General features: G+C 67.7%; 24 protein-coding genes. 5 read left to right on the top strand and 19 right to left on the bottom strand.

Features of this window, described 5'->3' with window-relative positions:
• Window positions 1-58: 58 nt before the first annotated feature.
• From panC to dacB, 14 genes are all read right to left on the bottom strand, one after another.
• Window positions 59-967, bottom strand: a complete 909-nt coding sequence (panC, locus tag ACMX2H_RS04115) for a pantoate--beta-alanine ligase (RefSeq protein ID WP_414959087.1) — start codon at window positions 965-967, stop codon at window positions 59-61.
• Entirely contained in the window at window positions 964-1881 is a 918-nt protein-coding gene (locus tag ACMX2H_RS04110; protein WP_414959086.1) for a Rossmann-like and DUF2520 domain-containing protein, read from the bottom strand. The genes panC and ACMX2H_RS04110 overlap by 4 nt, the downstream gene beginning before the upstream one ends.
• Window positions 1871-3655: a PH domain-containing protein gene (locus ACMX2H_RS04105; protein WP_414959085.1), complete on the bottom strand. Its 1785-nt coding sequence runs from the start codon at window positions 3653-3655 to the stop codon at window positions 1871-1873. The genes ACMX2H_RS04110 and ACMX2H_RS04105 overlap by 11 nt, the downstream gene beginning before the upstream one ends.
• Window positions 3652-4164 carry a PH domain-containing protein gene (locus ACMX2H_RS04100; RefSeq protein ID WP_414959084.1) on the bottom strand — a complete coding sequence of 171 codons (513 nt, stop codon included), beginning with the start codon at window positions 4162-4164 and terminating at the stop codon, window positions 3652-3654. Before ACMX2H_RS04100 ends, ACMX2H_RS04105 begins: the two co-directional genes overlap by 4 nt.
• Window positions 4157-4654, bottom strand: a complete 498-nt coding sequence (locus ACMX2H_RS04095) for a DUF3180 domain-containing protein (RefSeq protein WP_414959083.1) — start codon at window positions 4652-4654, stop codon at window positions 4157-4159. Before ACMX2H_RS04095 ends, ACMX2H_RS04100 begins: the two co-directional genes overlap by 8 nt.
• A gap of 22 nt (window positions 4655-4676) precedes the next feature.
• Entirely contained in the window at window positions 4677-5186 is a 510-nt protein-coding gene (gene folK, locus ACMX2H_RS04090) for a 2-amino-4-hydroxy-6-hydroxymethyldihydropteridine diphosphokinase (RefSeq protein WP_414959082.1), read from the bottom strand.
• On the bottom strand, window positions 5183-5566 hold the full coding sequence (folB, locus tag ACMX2H_RS04085) for a dihydroneopterin aldolase (protein ID WP_414959081.1): 384 nt from the start codon (window positions 5564-5566) through the stop codon (window positions 5183-5185). The genes folK and folB overlap by 4 nt, the downstream gene beginning before the upstream one ends.
• Window positions 5567-5573: 7 nt before the next feature.
• Complete coding sequence (gene folP / locus ACMX2H_RS04080; protein ID WP_414959080.1) at window positions 5574-6479, bottom strand: dihydropteroate synthase; 906 nt, start codon at window positions 6477-6479, stop codon at window positions 5574-5576.
• A 26-nt stretch (window positions 6480-6505) separates the two neighbouring features.
• The gene (folE, locus tag ACMX2H_RS04075) at window positions 6506-7114 is read right to left on the bottom strand and encodes a GTP cyclohydrolase I FolE (protein ID WP_240691789.1); all 609 of its coding nucleotides are present in this window, start codon (window positions 7112-7114) and stop codon (window positions 6506-6508) included.
• Between the two features lie 10 nt (window positions 7115-7124).
• A complete protein-coding gene (ftsH, locus tag ACMX2H_RS04070) occupies window positions 7125-9164 on the bottom strand; it encodes an ATP-dependent zinc metalloprotease FtsH (protein WP_414959079.1) in 2040 nt (679 codons plus the stop codon).
• Between the two features lie 157 nt (window positions 9165-9321).
• Complete coding sequence (hpt, locus tag ACMX2H_RS04065) at window positions 9322-9873, bottom strand: hypoxanthine phosphoribosyltransferase (RefSeq protein ID WP_136785597.1); 552 nt, start codon at window positions 9871-9873, stop codon at window positions 9322-9324.
• A gap of 15 nt (window positions 9874-9888) precedes the next feature.
• On the bottom strand, window positions 9889-11001 hold the full coding sequence (gene tilS / locus ACMX2H_RS04060; RefSeq protein ID WP_136785596.1) for a tRNA lysidine(34) synthetase TilS: 1113 nt from the start codon (window positions 10999-11001) through the stop codon (window positions 9889-9891).
• A complete protein-coding gene (locus ACMX2H_RS04055; RefSeq protein ID WP_414959078.1) occupies window positions 10998-12161 on the bottom strand; it encodes a zinc-dependent metalloprotease in 1164 nt (387 codons plus the stop codon). Before ACMX2H_RS04055 ends, tilS begins: the two co-directional genes overlap by 4 nt.
• A gap of 67 nt (window positions 12162-12228) precedes the next feature.
• Window positions 12229-13647: a D-alanyl-D-alanine carboxypeptidase/D-alanyl-D-alanine endopeptidase gene (gene dacB / locus ACMX2H_RS04050; RefSeq protein WP_414959077.1), complete on the bottom strand. Its 1419-nt coding sequence runs from the start codon at window positions 13645-13647 to the stop codon at window positions 12229-12231.
• Between the two features lie 164 nt (window positions 13648-13811).
• Here dacB and ACMX2H_RS04045 point away from each other — a divergent pair, with 164 nt between their 5' ends.
• The 3 genes from ACMX2H_RS04045 (at window position 13812) to ACMX2H_RS04035 (ending at window position 15630) form a co-directional block, all read left to right on the top strand.
• Window positions 13812-14336 (top strand): inorganic diphosphatase, encoded by a 525-nt coding sequence (locus ACMX2H_RS04045; RefSeq protein ID WP_414959076.1) that lies wholly within the window; start codon window positions 13812-13814, stop codon window positions 14334-14336.
• Between the two features lie 144 nt (window positions 14337-14480).
• On the top strand, window positions 14481-15107 hold the full coding sequence (locus ACMX2H_RS04040) for a hypothetical protein (RefSeq protein WP_414959075.1): 627 nt from the start codon (window positions 14481-14483) through the stop codon (window positions 15105-15107).
• Between the two features lie 97 nt (window positions 15108-15204).
• On the top strand, window positions 15205-15630 hold the full coding sequence (locus ACMX2H_RS04035; RefSeq protein ID WP_414959074.1) for a DUF1761 domain-containing protein: 426 nt from the start codon (window positions 15205-15207) through the stop codon (window positions 15628-15630).
• 33 nt (window positions 15631-15663) lie between these two features.
• On the opposite strand, the gene ACMX2H_RS04030 is transcribed toward ACMX2H_RS04035, so the two are convergent.
• Both ACMX2H_RS04030 and serS read right to left on the bottom strand, forming a co-directional pair.
• Window positions 15664-16569, bottom strand: coding sequence for an HAD family hydrolase (locus tag ACMX2H_RS04030; RefSeq protein WP_414959073.1), 906 nt, complete (start codon window positions 16567-16569; stop codon window positions 15664-15666).
• Window positions 16570-16696: 127 nt separating this feature from the next.
• Window positions 16697-17986 carry a serine--tRNA ligase gene (serS, locus tag ACMX2H_RS04025; protein WP_414959072.1) on the bottom strand — a complete coding sequence of 430 codons (1290 nt, stop codon included), beginning with the start codon at window positions 17984-17986 and terminating at the stop codon, window positions 16697-16699.
• Window positions 17987-18094: 108 nt separating this feature from the next.
• Here serS and ACMX2H_RS04020 point away from each other — a divergent pair, with 108 nt between their 5' ends.
• Complete coding sequence (locus tag ACMX2H_RS04020) at window positions 18095-19180, top strand: diacylglycerol/lipid kinase family protein (protein ID WP_414959071.1); 1086 nt, start codon at window positions 18095-18097, stop codon at window positions 19178-19180.
• A 47-nt stretch (window positions 19181-19227) separates the two neighbouring features.
• Here ACMX2H_RS04020 and ACMX2H_RS04015 read toward each other — a convergent pair whose 3' ends face one another.
• The 3 genes from ACMX2H_RS04015 to ACMX2H_RS04005 form a co-directional block, all read right to left on the bottom strand.
• On the bottom strand, window positions 19228-19557 hold the full coding sequence (locus ACMX2H_RS04015; RefSeq protein WP_414959070.1) for a hypothetical protein: 330 nt from the start codon (window positions 19555-19557) through the stop codon (window positions 19228-19230).
• A gap of 81 nt (window positions 19558-19638) precedes the next feature.
• Complete coding sequence (pheA, locus tag ACMX2H_RS04010; protein WP_414959069.1) at window positions 19639-20565, bottom strand: prephenate dehydratase; 927 nt, start codon at window positions 20563-20565, stop codon at window positions 19639-19641.
• Window positions 20565-20891, bottom strand: a complete 327-nt coding sequence (locus ACMX2H_RS04005) for a rhodanese-like domain-containing protein (protein ID WP_136785585.1) — start codon at window positions 20889-20891, stop codon at window positions 20565-20567. The genes pheA and ACMX2H_RS04005 overlap by 1 nt, the downstream gene beginning before the upstream one ends.
• 130 nt (window positions 20892-21021) lie before the next feature.
• On the opposite strand from ACMX2H_RS04005, the gene ACMX2H_RS04000 reads away from it, so the two are divergent.
• Window positions 21022-21765: a Type 1 glutamine amidotransferase-like domain-containing protein gene (locus tag ACMX2H_RS04000; protein ID WP_414959068.1), complete on the top strand. Its 744-nt coding sequence runs from the start codon at window positions 21022-21024 to the stop codon at window positions 21763-21765.
• The last annotated feature ends 39 nt before the right edge of the window (window positions 21766-21804 follow it).

Here is a 21804-nt window from a genome sequence, read left to right as displayed (position 1 = left end):
TTAAGGGTACCGGTACCCGGGGCGGGCCAGCCAAACGTCCCACGTCAGTAGTTCAGCGTCAGTACCCCAGCTGCACGTTGTCGATCAACCGCACCGGGCCGACCTTGGCGGCGACCAGCGCCAAGGCCTCGCCGGTGAACGGGGTTTCCCGGCAGTTGAAGGCCAACGGCTCCAGGGTGCTCGGGTCCACCACTTCCAAGTAGTCCAGCTGCACCAGCGGGACCGAGTCGATCATCGCCAGGGCGCCGTCAATATCCAGGGCTTCATGGCGCTCTGCCTGTCCACGCAGGTAGGCGAGGCTGCGGGACAGCACCAGTGCCGCGTCCCGCTCCGCTTCGGCGAGGAAGCGGTTGCGGCTGGAGAGCGCCAGTCCGTCGTCGTCGCGCACAATGGGCACTCCCACGACCTGCACCGGGAAGTTCAGGTCAGCCACCATCCGCTTGACCAGGACCAATTGCTGCGCGTCCTTCTGCCCGAAGAACGTCCGATAGTCGGCTGCACCGGCCGGCAGCCCGAGATGCAGCAGCTTGGCCACCACGGTGAGCGCTCCGTCGAAGTGGCCCGGACGGGAGGCCCCCTCGAACTTGGCGCCGAGTTCCCCGGCGGCAATCCTGATCCCCGGCGCGCCGTCCGGATAGACCTCCTCCACGCTCGGCGCAAAGACCACGTCTGCGCCGCACTCCGCCAGCAGGTCCAGATCGGCCTCCAGTGTGCGCGGGTACCGATCCAGGTCCTCCGCTTCACCGAACTGCAGCGGATTCACAAAAATGGAAACTACGACGACGTCGCTCTCCTGCCGCGCGGCGCGCACCAAGGCTGCATGGCCGGCGTGTAGCGCTCCCATGGTCAGCACCAGTCCCACCGACGGCCGGCCGCTTGCCTCGGCCCCAGCCCCGGCATCGGCCAGGAGTCCGGCGGTGGCATCCTTCAGTTCGGCTTGGGTTGTCACAAGCTGCGGGCGGGTCACGGGTTCTCCTCCGGATGGGATTGGGCCAGAATGTCCAGAATTTCGGTGGCCTGCGTCTCTTTCAACAGGCCCCGCTCCAAGGCGCGCTGGGCGGTGGCGCGGGCCAGTTCCTCGTAGGCCAGCCGGATGTCGGTGCTGCCCGAATCCACTTCGCGGCGCAGCAGCGCTTCATGATGGCTGCGGACCGTGCCGGCATCGCCGCGCGCCACCGGGCCGGTCAGCGCCGATTCACCGGAGGCCAGCGCGTTCTCCAGGGATGCCCGCATCAGTGCGCTGAGCACCCGGTCCGGTTGCTCCACGCCGGCTTCTGCCAGCAGCTGGGCGGACTGCGCGGCAATCGTCACCAGGTGGTTTGAGGCATGCGCCAAGGCTGCGTGGTAGAGCGTGCGGTCCTGCTCGGCGATGACCACCGGCTCGCCGCCCATCTCCACCACCAGCGCCTGCGCTATCGGAAGGACCGTGGCTTCGGCGGTCACCCCGAAACTGCAGTCGGTCAACCGGGCCAGGTCAAGACTCATGCCGGTGAAGGTCATCGCGGGGTGGATGGCCAGCGGGATGGCCCCTTTGGCCCGTGCCGGTGCGAGCACGCCGGTGCCGAAGCGCCCTGAGGTATGCACCACCAGTTGGCCCGGCTGCCAGACGCCGGCCGCGGCCAGGCCCTCCACCAGTTCGGGCAGCGCGTCATCCGGTACCGCCAGCAGCACCAGTTCGGCCCGTTCAACGATCTCCGGGATCTGCAGCACCGGGACGCCGGGCAGCAGGTTCTCCGCCCGTTCCCTGCTGTCCTCCGACACGGCGGAAACGCCCACGACGGCGTGCCCCACTCCCCGCAGCGCTGCGCCGAGGACGGCGCCCACCTTGCCGGCGCCGATCACGCCGATGCCCAGCCGGCCGGGCCGTGTACTACCCGCCATGGTGGCTCTCCTGCTCCGGATGGTGTCCGTCCTGCTGCGACTGGTGGGCGTCCGGCTGCCGTTGGTGCCCCTCCTGCTGCGGCTGCTGGTTGTCCTGCTGGGCTTGCTGCCCGTCCGGGCGCCGAGTGGCAGGCTCCGATCCTGGTCCGCCATGGGGGTCCGGCGTGGCTTCGGGCCTGGCTTCGAGCCAGCGGTCCGGAAGGCTGCGGCGCCGGGCCGCTGCGGCCCGGGACGCCTGTTCGTCGAAGAGCCGGCGGGCGGTGCCGGCGTCGATCTGGTAGACCACCGGCGTGACCGGTCCTGTGGTGGTGTGCAGCCGCAGGTCGGCCACCCGCAGGCGCCGGGCCAGCGGACCTTGGTGCAGCGCAATGGACTGGGTCCGCTCGTGCGGCACCACGGCGAGGCTGCGCCACAACCGGCCGCCGCGCGCCAGCAGTGCGGTGCCCGTAACGGCAAAGCCGTTGCGCCGCCAGGTCAGCCAGGAGAGCCAGCGGACGCGCCGCGGCGAGGTGACGAAGCCGCCGTCGAAGGCCCCGCCGTCGTTCTGGTCCGTGCCGGCGATCCCGTCCAGGCCGGCGGCGAAGACGGTGAACGGATCCTCGGTGCCGGGGTCCGGGAGGACCAGGGCCAGCATCTGCATGACTTCCTGCTGCGTGCCCACCGGCAACAATGTGGTGCGGGCACCGGAATTCTCCGTACTGACCCCGTAGCCGGCCACATTCACGCGCATCCGGTACCAGCCCTTGAAGCGCCACAGCGGCGACTGCATGATCTCCACCGCCTGAACCCGGCCCGGCGGAACAGTTTGCGCCCGGGTCTCCAGCAGCCCGTAGCGCAGCCGGATGCCGTCCGGGGATACCGCGGCCCGGAAGTTGTAGCCGGTGCTGAAGGTAGACCAGTAGCCCGCGGCCACACCGAACGCGGCCGGCAGCAGCAGGGCGGGGCCGAACGCTGCATCGAACACAAAGGTGGACAGCCCGGCGGCGATCAGCATGACGGCGAGGAACACCGTGGTGCCGGAGAGCAGGGCCGCGCCGACAATCCGGCTGCCGGGCACGGCCAGGATCTGCTGCTCGGGGGCTTCGGGTACCGGTTCCTGGGCATGGCCGGGAGCACTGGTCAGCCCGGCGGCCCGGGCCAGGATGGTGGCCCGAAGCTCCTGGGCCGAGGCCAGCGGAAGGTACGCCAACCGCACGGCGGACTCACCGGCGTCGGCCACCTCGAACTTGAGTTCGGCCAGGCCGAAGATCCGGGCCAGCAGGGGCTGGATGACGTCGATCGCCTGCACCCTGTCGAGCCTGGCCTGGCGGTGCTGGCGGAACAGAACGCCGGAGTTCACCCGGACGTGGTCGTCCGTGACTTGGTACCGGGTGAACCACCAGGACAGGAAGAACCCGGCCAGCAGCAGCAGGACCACGCCGGCCACGATCAGCACGGTCCAGACCGCCCGGCCACCGCTTAGCCCCCAGAACTCCTCGCCGCGGAACACGGTCTCGAACCAGTCGCGGCCAAAGAAGTAGGCGATGGCCGCCACGGCAATCCAGCCGCGGACCAGCGGAGAAACGGGATGAACCCGGTGCCAGATGCCGGTGGGGTCCGGGGTGAGCGGCACGCCCTGGGAGGCCGGCAGGACATCGCCGGGCGGCGCTTCCGGTCCCCGCCCCTGCAGCGGGTCCCGCCCCCGCAACGGGTCCCGCCCCTGCAACGGGTCCTGTCCGTGCAGCGGGTCCCGCCCCTGCAGCGGGTCCGGCCCGGTGCTGCCGGGAACGGTCATAGCCCGGCCAGCCTTGCCTGCCCGCGGTCGGAGAGCTGTTCGCGCAGCCGTGCGCCTTCTGCCGCCGGCACACCCGGGATGCTGGCATTGGTCTGCGGGCTGGCGGTGTGCAGTTTCACGGAGCAGAGCCCGAACGCCCTTTCGAGCGGGCCCACGGCGACGTCCACGTACTGCATCCGGCCGTAGGGAACCACCATGACGCGCTGGAAAAACAGGCCACGCCGGATCAGCAGGTCTTCGTCCCGTTCCGCGTAGCCGATGGCCCTGACCTGGCGCGGAATCAGCAGTCCGATCCAGATGCGGGCCGCCACGGTGCCCACGCTCAGCAGCCAGGCGAGCCAGGCGGGGAAATCGGGCCACACGCCGGTCAGCAACAGCACCAGCGGAATGGACAGGACGGCGAGTGCAACCACGGTGAAGATCGCCCAGCCGATCAGTTGTACCGTGATGTACTTGGGCGAGACCCGGATCCAGTTGATCCCCGCCGGGTCGATCGCTTCGCTAGGCATACTCTCCCTCGCCTTGGGCCTCGGTTCCATTGTTCTTGGCCGCGTCGGTGTCTTCAGGCGGGAGCTTGCAGAAGCGCTCCACCACCAGCCCTATCACCACCATGACCAGGCCACCGCCCATCATAGCCAGCACGGCCGGCAGCGCTCCGAGGCCGGGCCGGTAGAGCAGCAGGAGGAGTTGGTCCACCAGGATGCCGGTGTGCCAGCCGAAGATCAGTGATCCGGCATAGGCGCAGGCTTGGGCCAGCACCAGCGTGCGGGCGGCCAGCACCGGATTCAGTTCCTTGTCCCGTTTGCCGTTGCGCCAGCGACGCACTTTCAGGCCCAGTACCAGCGTGAAGACGGCGATGGCCGCCATCGTGACCAGCGAGGAAAGATGCAGGAACGGCACCGGCAGCCCGTTGCGCTCGGTGATCTGGTTGCCCATCCAGCCCAGCGCCGCAGTAACGACGGCGATGGTCGCCAGGTAGCGGTACCTGATGGTCCTCACGAAGCCCCCACCCCGCCGGACACTACTGCCCGGCTTCGAACGGTTCGGCTTCGTAGGGCTCGACGCCGTCCAGGTCCCCCGCCGCCTTCGCCAGTTCGCCGACCGGGATGCCGTTGAGCGTGGCGTTGGAGTCCATCCAAGCCCAGGGCGCCAGGACGAAGGCGCGTTCATGTGCCCTCGGATGCGGGATGATCAGGTCGTCATCGTTCAGGGTCAGATCGCCGTAGGTGATGATGTCCACGTCCAGGGTCCGCGGGCCCCAACGCACTTCCCGCGTGCGGTGATGCTTGTTCTCCACGGACTGGCAGTGGGCCAACAGCTGGTGTGGATCCAGGTCGGTCTCCACTTCCAGCACCATGTTCAGGTAATCCGGCTGGTCCTCGGGACCGCCCACCGGCTTGGTCTGCACCACCGCTGACACTTCCCGCAGCCGCACGTGCGGCGTGTCCACCAGGTCTGCCACGGCGTGCGAGAGCGTGTCGCTGCGTTCGCCCAGGTTGCTGCCCAGCGCCAGCACGGCGCGCACGCTCATGGCTGCTCCCGGTAGATGCTGATGCTCACGTCGGAAAACTCCACCTGGATGGGCGCGTGGGGTTTGTGCACGGTGACTTCCACCGCTGCCACGGAGAAGGTGCGCAGCACGTGGTCCGCGATCCGTTCGGCCAGGGTTTCAATCAGCTGCAGCGCCTCGCCGGTGATGATCGCTTCCACCTGGTCCGCGAGCTCGGCGTAGTTAGCGGTCTTCGTCAGGTCGTCGCCGGCGGCCGCCGGGCGGATGTCCGTGTGCAGGGCAACGTCCACAATAAACCGCTGCCCGTCGCGGCGCTCGTGTTCCAGCACGCCGTGGTAGCCCACCGCGGAGATGCCGGTGAGCTTGATGATGTCCGGGCGCGCCGGTTGTCCTGCCGCCATGACCGCCCTACTTGGCCCAGGCAGCGGCGACCTTGACAGCGTCAAGGGAGGCACCGGCGTCGTGCACGCGCACGCCCCACGCGCCGTTGGCCGCGGCCAGTGCGGAGACCGCAAGCGTGGCCTCGTCGCGTTCCTTGGGGGCGGCGGCCTTGCCGGCGGAGGTCAGCAACGAGCCGAGGAACCGCTTACGGGACGCACCGATCAGCAGCTTGTGTCCGAGCTGGGCGAACTGCCCGGTGGCGCGCAGCAGCTCCCAGTTGTGTTCGGCATTCTTGGAGAAGCCCAGACCCGGATCCAGAATGATCTGCTCCGGCGCAACCCCGGCGGCGACGAACTTGTCGCGCAGTTCGGTCAGTTCCGCGAGGACTTCGGCCACCACGTCCTGATAATCCGCCTTCGGATCCGCATGGCGGGCGTCGCCGCGCCGGTGCATCAGGATGTAGGGAACCTTCCGCTCCGCCACCAGCGCCGGCATGTCAGGGTCGAAGGTCATGCCGGACACGTCGTTGATGATGGCTGCCCCGGCATCCAGGGCCTTCGCTGCGGTGTCCACGTGCATGGTGTCCACGCTGATCAGGGCGCCGGCCTTGGCCAACGCCTCGATCACCGGCAAAATGCGCTGCTGCTCTTCTTCCGGCGTGATGGAGTCCGCGTTCGGGCGGGTGGATTCCCCGCCCACGTCAATGATGTCGGCCCCGCCGTAAAGCAGCTTCAGGCCGTAGGCGATCGCCGCTTCGCGGTTGGCGTGTTCACCGCCGTCGCTGAACGAGTCCGGCGTGACGTTCAAAATGGCCATGACGACGGCCCGGTCGGTGGGCAGGTCCGCGAACTTCTTCGGTGCGCGTGCCTTGCGCAGCACGGGCAGGGGCGAGGTTGCGGGCCCGGTTCCGGGGACTGCGGCGAGTGAATCCATCTAGTTCTACCGTCTCTATCTTTTCGCTATCGTCCAATAATCAGGCTCATGGCCTCGGCCCGGGTGGCCTGCTCGCGCAACTGGCCACGCACCGCCGAGGTGACCGTCTTGGCCCCGGGCTTGCGCACCCCGCGCATGGACATGCACATGTGCTCGCATTCGACGACGACGATCGCGCCCTTGGGTTCCAAGTACTTGACCAGGGCCTCCACGATCTGCGTGGTGAGGCGTTCCTGCACCTGCGGGCGGCGCGCATAGATCTCCACCAGGCGGGCCAGCTTGCTCAGCCCGGTCACTTTACCGTCATGCGACGGGATGTAGCCAATATGCGCAGTGCCATGGAACGGCACCAGATGGTGCTCGCAGGTCGAGTAGAACGGAATGTCCTTGACCAGCACCATTTCTTCGTGGTTGATGTCGAACGTGGTGCCGAGGACCTCTGCCGGGTCCTGGTGCAGTCCGGCGAAGACCTCAGCATACGAACGGGCGACACGCTGCGGGGTATCCAGCAGGCCTTCGCGGTCCGGATCTTCTCCGACGGCGATCAGGATCTCGCGAACCGCTTTTTCGATCCGGGGCAGGTCGATCTGCGGGTCAAAGTCCAGTTCGGCAACGACGTCATCGTAATCGGTCACGTATGCGATCCTAGCCGCTGGTGCCCAGAACGCCGCCTCGGCCCTCGTCCTCCGGCAGGTCTCCGCCAGCCGGATTCGGGTCCACGATCACGGCCGCATGGCTTTCTTCTTCCTGCTGGCCGTTGGCTGCGGCTTCGCGCTCCCGCCGCGAAACGACGGGCGGAATGTCGTGGACCGGCCGGGTCTCCTTGGACAGCCACACATCGCGCAGGTCGCGGCGGCGCAGGTCGTGGAAGATCTCGGCGATCTCGCTCTGGTTCAGGGTTTCGCGTTCCAGCAGGGCCAGGGCCAGCCGGTCCAGCACGTCGCGGTTCTCGGTCAGGATCGCGTAGGCCTCGTCGTGGGCATCGTCGATCAGCCGGCGAACTTCCTCGTCCACCACAAACGCCACGTGGTCGGAGTAGTTGCGTTCATGCGACATATCGCGTCCCAGGAACGGCTCGCCGCCGCCTTGGCCCAGCTTCACGGCACCGACGCGTTCGCTCATGCCGTACTGCGTGACCATCTGCCGGGCGGTGCCGGTAGCCTTCTCAATGTCGTTCGAGGCACCGGTGGACGGATCGTGGAAGACGATCTCCTCGGCCACCCGGCCGCCCATGGCGTAGGCCAACTGGTCCAGCAGTTCGTTCCGGGTCACGGAGTACTTGTCTTCCTCCGGCACCACCATGGTGTAGCCCAGGGCCCGCCCGCGGGGCAGGATGGTGACCTTGGTGACCGGGGCGGAGTAGCGCAGCGCGGCCGCGACCAGCGCGTGCCCGCCTTCGTGGTACGCGGTGATCTTGCGCTCATGCTCCTTCATCACGCGGGAGCGCTTCTGCGGGCCGGCCATGACGCGGTCGATGGCTTCGTCCAGTGCCCGGTCGTCGATCAGCTGGGCGTTGGACCGAGCGGTCAACAGCGCCGCTTCGTTGAGCACGTTGGCCAGGTCGGCGCCGGTGAATCCGGGGGCCCGCTTGGCCAGCGACTTCAGGTCCACGCCGGGGGCCATCGGCTTGCCGGCCGCGTGTACCTGGAGAATCTGGTGGCGGCCTTCGAGGTCCGGTGCCTCAACGGCGATCTGCCGGTCGAAACGGCCCGGGCGCAGCAATGCCGGGTCCAGCACATCCGGGCGGTTGGTGGCGGCGATCAGGATGACGTTGGTCTTCACATCGAAGCCGTCCATCTCCACCAGCAGCTGGTTCAGCGTCTGCTCGCGTTCGTCGTTGCCGCCACCCACGCCGGCGCCGCGGTGCCGGCCCACGGCGTCGATTTCGTCCACGAAGATGATGGCCGGCGCGTTGGCCTTGGCCTGCTCGAACAAGTCACGGACACGGGAGGCGCCGACGCCCACGAACATCTCCACGAAGTCCGAACCGGAAATCGAGAAGAACGGCGCACCGGCCTCGCCGGCCACGGCGCGGGCCAGCAGCGTCTTGCCGGTACCGGGCGGGCCGTAGAGCAGCACGCCCTTGGGGATCTTAGCTCCCACGGCCTGGAACTTGGCCGGCTCGGAGAGGAACTCCTTGATCTCGTGCAGTTCCTCGACGGCCTCGTCCGCGCCGGCGACATCGGCAAAGGTCACCTGGGGCATGTCCTTGGAGATCATCTTCGCCTTGGACTTGCCGAACTGCATGACCTTGGAACCGCCGCCCTGCATGCGCGAGAGCAGGAACCAGAAGATCAGGCCGATGATCAGGATGGGCAGGATCAGGCTGATAAAGCTCATGAACCAGTTGTTTTCCACCGGCTGGTCGGTGAAGTTGTCCACGCCGGAGGTGTTGATCGCTTGGACGATGTCCGGCCCGCGGTCACGGCTGTAGAAGAAGGTGATCGACTTGCCCTTGTTGGCGCCGTCGATCACCAGATCGTCACGCAGCGTCAGGTCGACGCTCTGGGCGCCGTCGTTGATCCGGGCTTGTTCCGCCTTTTTATCCTGCAGCAGCGAAAGACCCACGCTGGTGTCCACCCGCGACGACTGCGGGCCGGCCAGGTTGGGCACGGCGATCAGGAGGATGACCAAGACCAGGACAATCCAGATGATTGGTCCCTTGAAAAGGTTCTTCAATTTCATGCGACTTGGGGGCTTGCGCCCGTCCCTCCTGCTTGTCCGCGCGTGATGGCAGCCCGGTGGGCTACTACAGCTATACACCGTCCGTCTTCATTCACGCTCGGCGGAGCCGATTAGTTCCCTCTCGGCGTAGCGCGGCCTGCGGAAGACGGTGCAGCGGTTATTCGTAAATGTGCGGCGCCAGCGTGCCGATGAAGTCCAGGTTGCGGTAGCGCTCGGCGTAGTCCAGCCCGTAGCCCACCACGAACTCGTTCGGGATCTCGTAGCCGACGTACTTGACGTCAATCTCCACCTTGGCGGCGTCAGGTTTGCGCAGCAGCGTGCAGATTTCCACGCTGGCCGGACCGCGGGAAATCAGGTTGGTCTTCAGCCAGGACAAGGTCAGGCCGGAGTCGATGATGTCCTCCACGATAAGCACATGCTTGCCCATCAGGTCCGTCTCCAGGTCCTTCAGGATCCGCACCACGCCCGAGGACTGGGTGCCGGAGCCGTAGGAGGAGACAGCCATCCAGTCCATCTTGACGTGGCTGTGCAGGGCGCGCGCCAGGTCTGCCATGACCATCACCGCGCCTTTGAGGACGCCGACGATCAGCAGATCGCGCCCTTCGTAATCCTTATCGATCTGGGCAGCCAGCTCGGTAATGCGCTGCTGGATCTGCTCCTTGGTGTAGAGGACGTGCTTGAGGTCTGCCTGGACGTCGTTGGAATCCACCACTTGCTCCCGGGTCTAGCGGTCTGACTGACCGGGGCTGCGGTCAGTTGTTCTCAACACAAGATTGCCATAGCCGGTGCCATCTTGGGGAACCGAATTGGCGGCAGTCCGCCGGTAGACGCTGACGAATCCGGCCAACTGCACGGGGCCGGCGGAGCCTTGGCGGCGCAGCAGCGTTTCGGCCGCCTGCAGCCGTTCGTAGCTGGGATTCTCGCCGCCCAGCTCCGCCGCTGCCAAGGCGATCACGCGGTGCTTCATGGCGGCCGGAAGCCGTTCCATCCCGTCGCGCTGCAACTCCACTCCGTCCGGCGTCGCCAGCCGCACCCGGCGGTATTCTTCGACCGCCTGCGCCTGCAGGTACTCGGCATCCGCGGCCAGGATCCGGGCCGAACGCCACAGTGCTTCTGCCACGCCGGGGCCCATTTCCTCCTCCAGGAACGGCATCACCCGGGTCCGGATGCGCGAGCGCATGAAGCGCGGATCCGAGTTCGTGGGGTCGTGCCAGGGCTGCAGTCCCGCCACGGCGCAGACTTCTTCGGTATCCCGCCGCCGCAGCGCCAGGAACGGACGCAGGTACTGGCCCCGCTTCACCGGCATGCCGGCCAGCGAGCGGGTGCCGGAACCGCGGCCCAGGCCCAGCAGCACCTGTTCTGCCTGGTCGTCCAGCGTGTGCCCCAGCAGGACCGCGGCCGCCCCGAACTCCGCCGCCGCCGCATCCAGGGCCGCATAGCGCGCGGTGCGGGCGGCAGCTTCCGGCCCCATTCCGGCGGATTCCACCTGCACGCGGCGCACCTGCACCGGCGCCAGGCCCAGCGATTCGAGCTGCAGCCGTGCCCCCTCGGCCACCTCGGCACTGCCCGGCTGCAGTCCATGGTCGACGACGACGGCTCCCACCCGGTAGGGACGGACGCCGTTGCGCGCGGGGCGGTTGAAGAACTCCGCGGCGATGGCCAAGGCGAGCGAATCCGGACCGCCGCTGCAGGCCACCAGCAGCAGCGGGGCCTCGGCGGAGTCCGCGCCCGCGGGTGCCGGTCCACATTCATCCAGCGCTTGGCGCAACTGGTGCCGGACGGCTCCCAGATGCGGATGGAGCCGGGGCTTGCGCCGGCCCGCTGCCACACCGCTCATGCGCGGCTAAGGTCCATGCGGCTGATCCACAGGTCGGGATGGTGGATCTCGTCTTCCGTGGGCAGGTTCTCCGGACGCTCCCACACAGCGTTGAAGCCTTCCATGCCGACTTGCCGGGTCACGGCACGGACGAACTTGGCGCCGTCGGAGTACTGCCGCGCCTTGGCATCCAGTCCCATGATCTTGCGGACCCAGTTCTCCAGCGCGCCGCGGCTCTGACCGCGGGCATTGAAGCGTTGGCGGATGGTCTTCACCGTCGGCACAATCGAGGCGTCCACCGCATCCATCACCACGTTGGCGTGGCCCTCCAGCAGGCTCATCACCGCCGTCAGGTGCGAGAAGACCGCTTTCTCCTCCGGACCCTGGATCAACTCCAGGACGGAACCTTTGAGCGAAGAACCCGGCCCTCCGCCGTCGTTCTTGCCGCTGTCCTTGGTCGCGGCGACGGCAGCCTTGACCGTCTGCTGCAGCCGCTCGCCCAGGGTGTCCGCTTTTTCCACCAGGGACGACGAGAGCTCGCCGATCTGCTCCATCATGTGGTCGCGCAGCCAGGGCGCCGCGGCGAACTGCACCCGGTGTGTCTGCTCGTGCAGGCAGACCCACAACCTGAAGTCGGAGGGCACCACATTCAGTTCGCGTTCCACGGTCACGATGTTGGGTGCCACCAGCATCAGCCGTCCGGCCGCGGGCCCGCCGGGCAGCAGCGAGCAGAACGGGTCGTACTGGCCCAGCACCTTGCTGGACAAGAAGGAGAGGATGGCGCCCATCTGGGTCCCGGTGAGAGCGCCGCCCACGACCGTGGTGGCGCTTTTGAGCTGCTCCGGGCGTTTCTCGGCGAGCGCGGTGAGGGCCGGAGCCAGCATGACTTCGAAGCTGCGGGCGTTGGCCTTTGACCAGCCGGCGCGGTCGATGATCAGCACCTCGGAATCGCGGAGGTCGCGGGCGGCGTCCAGTCCGGTGATGCGGTGCACGTGGTCCACCGATACCTCGGCAAGCCGCCGCAGCTCTTCGACGGTGGCACGGATCTCCGATCCCTTCATCCGGGGACCGGCCGGGGTCAGTTTTGCTGCCGTGGAGGCGGCCAGTTCCCAATTGACCAGCCGCGGGGGCGGGCCAGAGGAGGCGCCGGAATCACTGGGGGTGGGTGCGCTGCTGTCCATGCGTTCCATCAGATCACACCAGCGCCAAGCCGGTCACTACCTCCCCGCCTGCCGGATCGGTGCCCGGTCAGCGGCAACCGCAGCCGGCCAGCACGGTGGCGGCGCGGTCGGCGGCGGTGCGGGCGGCGTCGATCGAACCGTTCAGCCCGTTGGCCACGAAGGCGAAAATCAGCAGCCGTCCGTCCGCGCTGGCCACGTAGCCGCTGAGCGATGTCACCGAGTTCAGCGTGCCGGTCTTGGCGCGGACCAGTCCGGCGCCGCCGGCGTTGGCCTGCAGGTACCGGCCGGAGAGGGTGCCGGTCAGCCCGGCGATCGGCAGCGAACCAATGCCTGCCCGCAGGTCCGGGTCCTCGGCGGTGGCGATCAAGCTGACCGCAGCGGCCAGTTGCGCGGGACTGACCCGGTTTTTCATCGAGAGTCCGCTGGCATCGGCCAGCACCATCCCCGCCACCGGGATGCCCAGCCGTTCGGCCGCCTCCCGCACGGCCTCGGTGCCGCCGCCGAAGGAGCCGGGCTTGCCCACTGCCACTGCCGTGTTGCGTGCCAGCACCTCGGCCACGTAGTTGTCCGAATGCTGCATCATGTAGGCCACCTGGTCGGCGACCGGCGCGGACCGCACCTCCGCCAGCACGGTCCCGTCCGCCGGTGCCGCGTCGCGGCCCACCGTGGCCGCCACGGTCAGGCCCTTCCCGGCCAGGGCCTGGGCCAGCGCATCCCGAAAGGTGGCCCCGGCCAGACCGGCGGCATCGGCCACCAGCTCTCCCCCGCCGTCGGCCTGGTCCCGCCCGGCATTCAGCGCCATCGGGTAGACCGGGGCTATTTCGCCGTTCTTCACATCGCCCGGGTCCCAGGCGGCGCTGATGGTTGGCCCGGAGTAGAGCGAATCGTCCACCACCACGGTCAGCTCACCGGTGTAGCCGCTGGCGGCCAGTTTCCCGGCTGCCTGCTCCGCCAGCGTTGCCAGTCCTGCTTCACCCAAGACCGCGCCGGGCCGTGATTTCCCGGCTCCCAGCAACGTATCGCCGCCGCCCACCAGGTACAGCACCCCCGGGTTGCTGCCGCGCTTGACCGTGGTGGAGAGCCGGCGGTCCGCGCCGAGCGATTCCAGTGCGGCGACCGCGGTGAGTGTCTTCAGGTTCGACGCCGGAATCACCGGCTCGGTGGCGGCCTTGGTGTACAGCACCTCGCCGCTGGCCGCATCGGTGACCGTCCCGGTGAAGCTGCCGGCGCCGTCGAATGCCAAGGCCTTGTCCAGCGCCGGTTTCAACGTGGCCGGATCGGGTAGCGGAGCGGTGCCGCTCGGTCCGGTCGCCAAGGGGTCCTCGGTCAGCGTGGTGGGGGGCAACTGCGCCGCGGGCGTGCTGATCACCGGCTCCGGTTGAGGCCACTCGATGGCCTGCGCCAGGTTGAACCCTGCGGGCACTGCCAGCGCGGCGAAGACCACGGCCAGGAGTCCTGAGGTGAGCACGCGGAAGCCACGCCCCATGCTGCCCCTCCTGAGGATTGTGCTTGTTGCTTTTCGCCCGGCTCAACCCCGATGCCGGGGGGCGAAGGCAAGACCGATATCGTTAAGCGTAGTCGGCGCCGGGCCACGGTTGTGCACCGGCGGCGCCGAAGCCAAAAGTCTGAACGTCTCCAAGGAGCGAAGCCATGCAGCATGACGTCACCATCGAGATCCCCAAGGGATCCCGGGTCAAGTACGAAATCGACCACGAAACCCACCGCCTCCGTCTGGACCGGGTGCTGTTCACCTCCATGCAGTACCCCACCCACTATGGCTACTTCGAGGACACGCTGGGCGAAGACGGCGATCCGCTGGACGCCATGGTCATGCTGCAGGACTTCGACCTGCTGCCGGGCGTGCTGGTCGAGTCCCGCCCGATCGCCGTGTTCAACATGACCGACGACGGCGGCGGGGACGCCAAAGTGCTGTGCGTTCCGGCCGACAAGCGTTTCGACCACATCCAGGAGCTCTCCGATGTGCCGGAGTTCCTGGTCAAGGAGATCGAGCATTTCTTCACCCGCTACAAGGACCTGGAGCCGGGCAAGTGGGTCAAGGCCGAGGGCTGGGCGGACCGCGCCGCAGCCGAAGCCGAGCTGGAAGCCTCGATCAAGCGCTTTGCCGCGCAGGGCGAGGCCTCGGCCGCTGACGAGCCGCAGGGCCGCGACGTCTAGCTGACGCTTCCGCCGGGCGACGGCGGCAACAACGACGGCGGTCCGGGCCCTTTTGGGGTCCGGACCGCCTGCTGTTGGGGCGCACCGGACACGCCACCAACCGAAATCGGTTGTTCCCGCCGGGGTGGAGGCAATACTGGTGCCATGTATGTGCTCACCGTCAACCAGCGCGATTCCCGCGAGGTGGGCGACCTGGTGCCCGAACTGATCAAGTCGCTGCGCCACCTGCCCGCGGCTATCCCCTTCCAGCGCTCCGTCGGCGACGAAGCCATCGGTGCGGTCGCGGACGCTTCCACGGCCATCGACGCGGCGCTGATCGCGCTGCGCAGCCGGCGCTGGCATGTGGGCATTGGCGTCGGCGAACTGCGGCTGCCGCTGCCGGCGGAGATCAAGGACGCCGAAGGATACGGGCTGGTCTATGCTCGCCGCGCCGTGAACCGTGCGCAAAAAACCGGGGAGCGCGTCCCGCTGGCCGTCTCCGGCCCCGATGCGGACGTTGCGGCCGAAGCAGAGGCGGTGTTGCGGCTGCTAGGCCAGATTGTCGCCACCCGCACCGACGCGGAGTGGAAGGTCCTGGACCTGATGACGCCGGGGGCCCGCGGCCAGCAAAAGTTCATTGCCGAGGAACTGGGCATCACCAGCCAGGCCGTGAGCAAGGCGGTGGTCCGGTCGCACTGGGTGGAGGAATGGGCGTGCCGTCCGGCTGCGGCCCGGCTGCTGGACCTGGTCTACGGGCCGCGGTCAATGCCGGCCGCCGCGCTGCCCTACTGACCCGCCGCGTGCGTGGCAACCGCGGGTGCGGCGTTTAGACTCCGTGTGAGGATGCCGTCGGCAATACGCCGGTGGCGTGGAACAAAGGAGTGCACACATGGTCCCCGAAATTAATGTCTGGGCGGTCATCGTGGCGACCATTTCGACTATGGTCGTCGGGTCCATCTGGTACACGCCGAAGGTCTTCGGCAACTATTGGATGAAGGTCGCCAAGGTCAGTCCCGGTGACGGCAAAAGCGCCGTGCGCCCTATCATCATCACTCTGATTGTCAGCTTCATCAGCGCCTGGGTGCTGGCGGGCTCGGCTGCCATTGCGCAGGACTTCTATGGCGGCAACTTCCTCTGGAACACCGTGCTGACCGCGGTGATCCTTTGGGCCGGTTTTACCGCGGCACGGTTCGTCACCCATGATGCCTTCGAGGGGCGCCCGGCCGGGCTGACCGTGCTGAACATCGTGCACGAACTGGTCACGTTCCTGGTCATGGCCCTGATCATCGGCCTCTTCGGGATCAGCGCAGCCTGACCCGGCCGCCAGCCACCGGGATCGGCCCGGGTGTTAGTCCAGCAGGCTGAGCAGGATGCGGGCGGCGCCGTCCTCTTCCACGGTGCCGGTGACTTCGTGGGCGACGGCGATGACTTCTTCGGGCGCCTGCCCCATGGCCACGCCGCGGGCGGCCCAGTCCAGCATTTCGATGTCGTTGCGCCCGTCGCCCATGGCAACCGTGTGCGACGGCTCCACGTCCAGCTTTCGGCGCAGCGCTTCCAAGGCGCTGGCCTTGGTGACGCCGTTGGCCGCGATGTCCAGCCAGGCCGTCCAGCCGACTGAGTACGTCACGCCCTTGAGTCCGGCGGTGTCGATGGCTTCCTTGAACTCTTCGGGAGTGTTTTCGGCGCTGGATACCACCACGCGCACGGCGGTGGATTCCAGCAGTGTTTCAAAATCCACACCCTTGGCTTCGATGCCGAAGCTGGCGTCCTGGAAACGCTCGGTGGCCAGGAAGTTGCCCTCTTCGTCCTCCAGCGCAAACTTCGCGGTCGGCAGTTTCGAGCGCATCACGCGCAGGGCAGGGCCGGGGTTGAACGTCACCCGGTCGACCACCTCGTACCCGGCGTCCAGCGAGGTGTCGATCCGCAGGGTGACGCCGCCGTTGGAGCACACCGCGTACCCCTTGGTCATCCCGATCAACTCGATGATCGGCAGCGTGGCATTCAGCGACCGACCGGTGGATACGACCACTTCGTGGCCGGCGTCGACGACGGCGCGGGCCGCTTCGCGGACGGCATCGCTCATGTGGCCGTCGTGGTTGACCAAGGTGCCGTCCACGTCCAAGGCCACCAACTTGCGGGCCCCGTTCTCCACAAAGTTTTCCCGCAGGGCCGCGCTGGACTGATCTTTCGTGTTTTCTGCTGCTATCCGCTGGTCGTCGATGCCAGCGTGAGCTTTATCAGCTGTAGTTGTCATCCACCTAGTGAAGCATGACCAAGCTACGGACGGGTAGAAGTTTTCTACGGGCGAATGACAGGCTGGTGAACGGACGGGGGTCCCGAAGACGCTTCCCAGGCCAGGGACTCGGCCGTGGAACCGGCTTTCAGGAGAGCACGGGAAGTACTTCCATGCCGCCCAGGTAGGGCTGCAGGGCAGCGGGTACGTTCACCGAACCGTCGGCGTTCTGGTGGTGTTCCAGGATGGCCACGATCCAGCGCGTGGTGGCCAGGGTCCCGTTCAGTGTGGCGACCGCCCGTGTGCCCTTCTTCTCGCCCTCGGCCGAGACTTGGCGTTCGCGGATGTTCAGCCTGCGGGCCTGGAAGGTGGTGCAGTTGGAGGTGGAGGTCAGCTCCCGGTAGGCCTGCTGGGTGGGCACCCATGCCTCACAGTCGAACTTGCGGGCCGCGCTCATGCCGAGGTCGCCTGCGGCGGTATCGATCACCCGGTAGGGCAGTTCTACCTTCGCCAGCATTTCCTCTTCCCAAGCCAGCAGCCGGGCGTGCTCGTCGGCGGCTTCCTCGACCGGGCAGTAGATGAACATTTCCAGCTTGTTGAACTGGTGCACCCGGATGATGCCCCGGGTGTCCTTGCCGGCGGCGCCGGCCTCCCGGCGGTAGCAGGAGCTCCAGCCGGCGTAGCGGGTCGGGCCGGCGGACAGGTCAAGGATTTCGTCCGCGTGGTACCCCGCCAAAGCGACCTCCGACGTACCGGTCAAGTACAGGTTGTCGCGCTCCAGGCGGTAGATCTCGTCGTCGTGCTCCACATCGAAGCCGGTGCCCTGCATCGCTTCCGGGCGAACCAGCGTGGGGGTGATCATCGGGATAAAGCCATTGGACACCGCCTGGTCCAGCGCCATGTTCATCAGCGCGATCTCCAGCCGGGCGCCCACTCCCTTGAGGAAGTAAAAGCGCGAGCCGGACACCTTGGCGCCGCGTTCCATGTCGATGGCGCCGATCAACTCGCCGATGGCCAGATGGTCCCGGGGCTCAAAGCCGTCCGGACCGAAATCGCGGGGCTTGCCGACGGTCTTGACTACGTTGAAGTCGTCCTCGCCGCCGGCGGGAACACCCTCCTCGATCAGGTTCGGGATACTGCGCAGCAGTGACTCCTGCTGGCTATGCGCGGCATCCGATGCCGCCTGCGCCTGCTTGACCGAAGCAGCCAACTCCTTGACCTGCGCCAGCAGAGCTGCCTTTTCCTCGCCCTTGGCCTGTGCCACCTTCTTGCCGAAGACGTTCTGTTCGGCGCGCAGTCCCTCGTACCGGTTGATCGCTTCCCGGCGCGCCACGTCGGCGGCAATGACGGCGTCGACGACGGACTCGTCAGCGCCCCGGGCACGCTGCGAGGCACGGAAGATCTCTGGATTGGCGCGGAGTTCGTTTACATCGATCACCTGCTAAGGGTACCGAATAAGGCGTTCCGCCCTCGATCCGCGCCAGCCGGCACCGGCAGCGATGCAGCGGGCGGACACAGAGTCGCCGCTGGATATCCTAGGAGCACCATGCCTGCCGAATGGATCGTCGCCCTCACCGTAGCCGCTGTTGCGGCCGCCTTGCTGGTGATCTGGCTGGGCGTCCGGCGGGCTTCCCGGCGGCGGGTGGAGCCGGGGTCCGCGGCTGCGGTGCCGTCTCCGGCCTTGCCCGACCAGCGCGTGGTGTTCATCCTGAACCCGGTCAAGAACGGCGCCGCCGAAGCCCGCCTGCAACTGGAGGCTGCCTGTGCCGCTGCCGGGTGGAGCCCTCCGCTGGTCTTGGAAACCACTCCCGAGGACCCGGGCCACGGCCAGGCGAGACGCGCCCTGGAAGAGCGGGCCGACGTCGTCATTGCAGGCGGCGGGGACGGCACCATCCGGGTGGTCGCCTCGGAACTGTCCGGCACCCAGATGCCGATGGGCGTGCTGCCGCTGGGCACCGGGAACCTGCTGGCGCGGAACCTCGGCCTTGAGCCAAGCGCCCTGCAGGCCAACATCAACGTGGCGTTGCACGGTGTTATCCGGATGATCGATACGGCGGACATTACGCTGGAGAACTCGGCCACCGGCTCACGCGTGCATGACAGTTTCCTGGTGATCGCCGGCATCGGGGTGGATGCGGACGTGCTGGCCGACACCCGGGACGACCTCAAACGCCGCTTCGGCTGGGTGGCCTACTCGGAAGCCGGTGTCCGCCACCTGGCCGGGCAGCGCAAACGGGTCATGGTCAGCATCGACGGCCAGCCGGCCCAGCCACGGCGGGTGCGCAGCATCCTGCTGGCCAACTGCGGCAAGCTCCCGGCGGGAATCGATTTCATCCCCACCGCGGAGATCGACGACGGCGAACTGGACATTGTGGTGCTCAGCCCGCGCAGCGTGGTCGGCTGGCTGTGGATTGCGGCCAAGACCCTGGTCCGGCACGCAGCGCCGATTCCGGTGATCGAATACCACCGCGGACGGACGGTTCGGATCACCGCGCACGACCCGATGGGCACCCAGCTGGACGGCGACCACTCTGGACCGGTCACATCGCTGACCGTTGAGGTCAGGCCGCGGTCGCTGGCCGTCCGGACCGCATCGATCCCGACCGCCGGCAGCGCCCGCCCCGCCGCCTAGGGGGGAGGCAGCCGCTGTCGGCGCGGGGGAGGATTACTCCGGGCGGCTTACGTGTCGTCGCCGCCGGCGTTGAGCGGATCGTCGCTGGAGTCGGCTTCGTCGGTGTCGTGCAGCTCTTCGCCCGGGATGTCGATGGGCTGCTCGTCCGCTTCGAGGGCCGGGATCTCGGCGTCCGGCTGCTGCAGATCTTCCTCCGCGGGAACCGGGAACTGGCCGGCTGCCTGCTGGTGGATCAGCTGCTGCTCTTCGGCGAAGCGCAGGTCATTTCCCTGGTCGCCGAGGTCGCCCGCTCGGCTCTCGCTGGCGGTTTGGTTCAGTGCCTCCTCCGGGGTCGGCTCCCCGTCCTGGTACTGGTCCCTGCTGTTCTGCTGTGTCATGGTGCTCCGATCTGTGGTCCCGAGGGGGCGTTTTCCTCAGCATACTGACCATATCCAACCACCGGTACCCCGCGGGGGCGCTCAGCGGGACAGCAGCAAATCCCTGACCCAGCCATCCGCCTTCAGGAACGCGTCGTCCTGGTTGCTGCGCGGAACGGTGTGGCCGCGGCGGTCGGCCCGCGGATAGGAGCCGAGGAACCGCAAGCCGGGGCTGAGCCGATGCAGCCCGCGCACCGCGTCTGCCACCCGCTCTTCGGCCAGATGCCCTTCGGCATCCAGGCTGAAGAAATAGTCGCCCAGGAACTGGCCGGTGGGCCGCGACTCGATCCGGCTCAGGTTTACCCCGCGGCTGGATAGCTGTTCCAGAATCGCCACCAGCGCTCCTGGATGGTCCTGCGGCAGCGGGACCACCAGCGTGGTCTTGTCCGCGCCGGTCGGCGCGGGCAGGGCACCGGGCCGGCTGACCAGGATGAAGCGGGTGACGGCGTCGGGAATGTCTCCGATGTCGTCGGCAAGCACCTGCAGGCCACGCTGCTGGGCAACCAGCGGAGAGCAGATCGCGGCCTGATGGCCGGCGCCCGGTTCCAGCAGCCCCATTCCGGCGGCCGCCGTCGACGACGCGGGCAGATATGCCGCCTGCGGAATATTCTCGCTGCACCACGCCCGGCATTGGGCCCACGCGTGCGGATGAGTGGAGACCACGGTGATCGACTGGCGCTCCGTCCCCGGCCGGACGGCGAGGACAAAGCGGATGGGCACCAACTGTTCGCCGGTGATCTGCAGCGGCACGCCCCCGGCTATCGCGTCCAGCGTGGCGCTCACGCCGCCCTCGACCGAGTTCTCGATCGGAACCATCGCGGCTCCTGCTTCGCCCGAGCGGACCGCTTCCAGGGCGGCCTCGACATTGGAAGCCGGGATCCGGCGTGCGTCTGCTGCCCCGGGGACCTGGAGGAGGGCTGCTTCGGTGAAAGTGCCCTCCGGCCCCAGGAAGGTGTAGACGGTGGTCATTACTGGACCCGGGGCTCCTGCCCGTCCTCGGACACGATGGGCTTGCCGGCGTCCAGCCAGGCACCCATGCCGCCGCTGATGTTCACGGCGGAATACCCGTTCCCGTTCAGCCATTCGGTGGCCCGGAAGGAGCGGCCCCCGCTGCGGCACACCACATGCAGGTCCACATCCGGGTCCAATTCCTCCAGGCGCAGGGGCAATTCGTTGAGCGGGATATGCACCGCGCCGGCGATGTGCCCGGCTTCCCATTCGTAGTCCTCGCGCACGTCCAGAATGGTGGCGTCGCCGCCTACGCTGTTGACGTCCACGTTCTCGACATCGCTCATGGCAACCTCCACAATGCGCGGCAGCCACTGCCGCCGCTGATGAATTCTTTAGCACGCGACCCGGCAATTCGGCCGCACCACAAGCCTATAGTGGGATCGTCCGCTGCACCTTAATGAGACAGGGGTATCCATGGCCGCAGACCAGCCGACCATCCTGGCCACCTCCGGAGGAATCAAAGCCGGCGTGCGCAGCCGGATCGCGTTCAATCACCTGGTGCACCACGCCGTCGACCTGTCAGGGGCCAGCGGGCGGGCGCCGCGGGTGACGCACCTGGGCACCGCAGGCGGCGACCAGCGCTGGTTCCAGGCCGAACTGGACGAGGCGGCCCGGACGGTCGGGTACGACCTGAGCCACCTCAACCTGTTCACCATGCCCAACGTGCCCGACGTCGAGGAGCACCTGCTTAGCCAGGACGTGGTCTGGGTGGGCGGCGGTTCAGTGGCCAACCTGCTGGCGGTGTGGCGGGTCCACGGACTGGATGCCATCTTCCGGCGGGTCTGGCACGCCGGGGTGGTGCTGGCCGGTGTCTCCGCAGGCTCCATCTGCTGGTTCCGCGGCGGCACGACCGACTCCTTCGGCCCCGAACTGCGGCCGGTCACCAACGGGCTGGGGCTGCTGCCCTTTGACAATGGCGTCCACTACGACTCGGAACCACAGCGCCGGCCGCTGGTGCACCGACTGGTGGCAGACGGCATCCTGGGCGAGACACATTGCACCGACGACGGGGTGGGGCTGGTCTATCACGGCATCGAGTTGGCCGAGGCCGTCAGCGAGACCGAAGGGAAACTGGCCTACCGGGTGACCGCGCAGGCCGGCGACGGGCCGGAAGCCGTTGCGGTGGAAGAACCGATTGAGGCACGCTTCCTCGGCTGAGCGAGGCGGACCATCCACAGCGGGCACAGCAGGATTGGC

The organism is Arthrobacter sulfonylureivorans, from assembly GCF_047607445.1.
GTDB classification, from domain to species: domain Bacteria; phylum Actinomycetota; class Actinomycetes; order Actinomycetales; family Micrococcaceae; genus Crystallibacter; species Crystallibacter sulfonylureivorans_A.
Note: the sequence above shows the minus strand (reverse complement) of the source record. Positions and strands in the feature narration are given on the sequence as shown.

Bases quoted from the DNA above. Each gene is read 5' to 3' on its own strand.
- ACMX2H_RS04110 (WP_414959086.1), bottom strand. From the start codon at position 1,881: ATGGCGGGTAGTACACGGCCCGGCCGGCTGGGCATCGGCGTGATCGGC.
- ACMX2H_RS04105 (WP_414959085.1), bottom strand. From the start codon at position 3,655: ATGACCGTTCCCGGCAGCACCGGGCCGGACCCGCTGCAGGGGCGGGAC.
- ACMX2H_RS04100 (WP_414959084.1), bottom strand. From the start codon at position 4,164: ATGCCTAGCGAAGCGATCGACCCGGCGGGGATCAACTGGATCCGGGTC.
- folK (WP_414959082.1), bottom strand. From the start codon at position 5,186: ATGAGCGTGCGCGCCGTGCTGGCGCTGGGCAGCAACCTGGGCGAACGC.
- folB (WP_414959081.1), bottom strand. From the start codon at position 5,566: ATGGCGGCAGGACAACCGGCGCGCCCGGACATCATCAAGCTCACCGGC.
- folP (WP_414959080.1), bottom strand. From the start codon at position 6,479: ATGGATTCACTCGCCGCAGTCCCCGGAACCGGGCCCGCAACCTCGCCC.
- ftsH (WP_414959079.1), bottom strand. From the start codon at position 9,164: ATGAAATTGAAGAACCTTTTCAAGGGACCAATCATCTGGATTGTCCTG.
- tilS (WP_136785596.1), bottom strand. From the start codon at position 11,001: ATGAGCGGTGTGGCAGCGGGCCGGCGCAAGCCCCGGCTCCATCCGCAT.
- ACMX2H_RS04055 (WP_414959078.1), bottom strand. From the start codon at position 12,161: ATGGACAGCAGCGCACCCACCCCCAGTGATTCCGGCGCCTCCTCTGGC.
- dacB (WP_414959077.1), bottom strand. From the start codon at position 13,647: ATGGGGCGTGGCTTCCGCGTGCTCACCTCAGGACTCCTGGCCGTGGTC.
- ACMX2H_RS04045 (WP_414959076.1), top strand. From the start codon at position 13,812: ATGCAGCATGACGTCACCATCGAGATCCCCAAGGGATCCCGGGTCAAG.
- ACMX2H_RS04040 (WP_414959075.1), top strand. From the start codon at position 14,481: ATGTATGTGCTCACCGTCAACCAGCGCGATTCCCGCGAGGTGGGCGAC.
- ACMX2H_RS04035 (WP_414959074.1), top strand. From the start codon at position 15,205: ATGGTCCCCGAAATTAATGTCTGGGCGGTCATCGTGGCGACCATTTCG.
- ACMX2H_RS04030 (WP_414959073.1), bottom strand. From the start codon at position 16,569: ATGACAACTACAGCTGATAAAGCTCACGCTGGCATCGACGACCAGCGG.
- ACMX2H_RS04020 (WP_414959071.1), top strand. From the start codon at position 18,095: ATGCCTGCCGAATGGATCGTCGCCCTCACCGTAGCCGCTGTTGCGGCC.
- ACMX2H_RS04015 (WP_414959070.1), bottom strand. From the start codon at position 19,557: ATGACACAGCAGAACAGCAGGGACCAGTACCAGGACGGGGAGCCGACC.
- pheA (WP_414959069.1), bottom strand. From the start codon at position 20,565: ATGACCACCGTCTACACCTTCCTGGGGCCGGAGGGCACTTTCACCGAA.
- ACMX2H_RS04005 (WP_136785585.1), bottom strand. From the start codon at position 20,891: ATGAGCGATGTCGAGAACGTGGACGTCAACAGCGTAGGCGGCGACGCC.
- ACMX2H_RS04000 (WP_414959068.1), top strand. From the start codon at position 21,022: ATGGCCGCAGACCAGCCGACCATCCTGGCCACCTCCGGAGGAATCAAA.